We start from the raw sequence: 2,548 nt of genomic DNA, 5'->3' as shown, positions 1-2,548 counted from the left end.
ATCTCGAAAAATTTCAAGTATCCCCATGAAGCCCAGGAAAAAGGGATTCAAGGTCGGGTCAGTATCATGTTCTTGATTGATCCTGAGGGAAACATCACCAATATAGCAAAGAGAGGACCGGATAGCTCCTTGGAAGATGAGGCCGAACGGATTATATCGCGATTGCCGCAAATGAAGCCGGGGAGTCACCGTGGCAAGAATGTCAATGTGCCGTTTTCCGTTCCCATTACCTTTAGGTTAGCCTCAGAAATGGAAGATGATAAAATAGGATATGGGACGAATTCAGACAACTATACGCAAAAGAGGAGACAAATTCTGAATGAAAGATACGACCTACTGGTACAGGAACGTCGCCGACTATTGAAAAAATCAGATGAAACTAATCCGGTAATTGTAAACCTTGATAATCAACTAGCAGCATTAAAAAAGTCAATCGACGGAGCTAGATGAGAGTTTTGAACGGCTACATTATCAAAGCACTTCTTTTATCAATAAGTCTTAACATCGGGGTCAATGCTCAATCGTCATCCTCTACCATCGCCGACAGCCTCTACGCCACGGGCAACTACACCAAGGCCATTAATTATTACGCAGAGGACGGAGGTGAAAATTCAGGGCTACAGATTGCCCGGGCCTATAATGCCATAGGCAATTTCGAAAAGGCTATTGTACAGTACAGAAGTGTTGTTGCTATTCATCCCGACTGGCAGATTGCCAGCTTTGAACTGGGGAAATTGCTACTAAAGGCCAAGGAATATGATGAAGCGCGTAAACTTTTTTCACAATTGACCGCTTTGGGAGACGATAATCCCGAATACCACTACTACCTCGGCGAAGCCTTTCAAGAACTCGAACAACCCGCCAGTGCCTTGACCGCCTACAAAAAAGCCGTGAAATTGGACAGCACCCATTTGCGCAGCCTATTCCAATTGGGCAAATACTTTACGATTAAACTAGAGCGCGACCAAGCATTGAAGTATGTCGATGCGGGACTCCGATGCTATGAAAACGACGTTTCCCTCATCAATTTGAAAGCGCTGATCTATTACAATGATAACCAATACAAAACCGCCATCCCATGGTTCGAATCCTTGCTTGAACTCGGCGAGACTAAGCCCTATGTCTACGAAAAATTGGCCTATTGCTATTATAAAAATTGGGAATTCGAAAAGGCCAAGCAAACTTACCGTACCCTGATTGGCATCGACGACCAAAATTCCGATACCTATTTTGGGATGTCCGCCGCATTACGCAAAAACGAACAGCGCGACAGCGCCGAAATCTACATCCACAAAGCCATGGACGTACAGCGACCGATATTTGCCGAGGGCTATAGTTCGCTGGCCAGTTTGGCTCGGGAGCGTAACGACCTGAAATCCGCCTTAAACTATTATAAATTGGCCTACAAAGAAGCTCCATTAGATGATATGCTCTTTTTTAATATCTGCACCGTGGCCGATCAATATTACAAAGACCCCAAGACCAAGCTGGACTACTATGAAACTTTCATCAAGAAGTTCGGGAAAAATAGGCCCTATGCGTCAAAGATAGCAACCAAACGGATTAAGGAATTGAAAGAGGAGATTCATTTTGCGAAGAATTAACCGGACTCTCAAGCTGCCCTCTTTTCCTACATTTCTCCATGAATCCCACAAAAAAATCGTAATTTCCGCCCAACAATCCAAGTGTTGTGTTTAGCCTGTTGTGCCGGTTAAGCCGCCGTTATTTTTTGCCAGGTCAAGGTAAAAAATTATTGCATAGCTATAGCTACGGTATCATTTTTTAACGCAGGACTGGTGAAAAAGACCAAGACTTGGGCCGGCAAAAACGGGCTTAACACAATACTAGGTAATGCGGAACCTTTCCATCTTATTTTTGCTATGCCTGCTGACCGCTTGTGACTGGTCTGCCAAACGGGAGCAGAAGACCCAAGAACTGGTGGACCAAGAAATTCAGGCCATCGATTGGGAAGACGTGGACCAGTACCCCCTGTTTGCCGATTGTGATGAACTGGCAAGCAAATCCGAGCAAAAAAAATGTTTTATGGAAACCCTGCTGCGGCACTTTTCCAAGTCCTTGCAAGATTCGGATTTGGTTTTGGAAAAAGAAGTAAAAGATACGATTTTTGTAGATTTCAGGATGGAAGATACCGGTGCGATTACCTTGATGAACATAAAAAACGACGAACAGATCAGCCAACAAGTCCCCGGTTTTCGCAACCAAATCGAAAAAAGCTTAAACAGCCTGCCAAAAATAGAACCGGCATTGAAGCGTGGCATTCCCGTAAGCGCAAAATTTCGGATTCCGATTGTGCTGCGGTAAGTCGCAGTTGCCCGTCACTGTTGGTAATACTAATTTAAGGTTCAACCATGCCTAAAGACATTGTTCAAGGTAAAAAAAAGAAAAATCCACTTTGAACCTTGAACAGGTACGAAGTAGCGATTGAACCTTAAATGTTACGCTCGCAAAGGTTAATTCAATTGTAAATAACGGCGCACTGTAAACCGAACTCCAGGATAAACTCATAAACCTATAAACCCATAAACTC

General features: G+C 43.9%; 3 protein-coding genes. All 3 read left to right on the top strand.

Annotation, left to right across the window (positions count from 1 at the left end):
• The coding region (locus tag ACEW8S_RS20365) for an energy transducer TonB (RefSeq protein WP_373519944.1) at positions 1 to 450 on the top strand (450 nt) is incomplete at its 5' end.
• The gene (locus ACEW8S_RS20360) at positions 447 to 1,604 is read left to right on the top strand and encodes a tetratricopeptide repeat protein (RefSeq protein WP_373519943.1); all 1,158 of its coding nucleotides are present in this window, start codon (positions 447 to 449) and stop codon (positions 1,602 to 1,604) included. The genes ACEW8S_RS20365 and ACEW8S_RS20360, both read left to right, overlap by 4 nt.
• A gap of 247 nt (positions 1,605 to 1,851) precedes the next feature.
• Positions 1,852 to 2,322, top strand: coding sequence for a hypothetical protein (locus tag ACEW8S_RS20355; protein ID WP_373519942.1), 471 nt, complete (start codon positions 1,852 to 1,854; stop codon positions 2,320 to 2,322).
• The last annotated feature ends 226 nt before the right edge of the window (positions 2,323 to 2,548 follow it).

Source organism: Pricia sp., assembly GCF_041745955.1.
Classification (GTDB): Bacteria; Bacteroidota; Bacteroidia; order Flavobacteriales; family Flavobacteriaceae; genus Pricia.
Note: the sequence above shows the minus strand (reverse complement) of the source record. Positions and strands in the feature narration are given on the sequence as shown.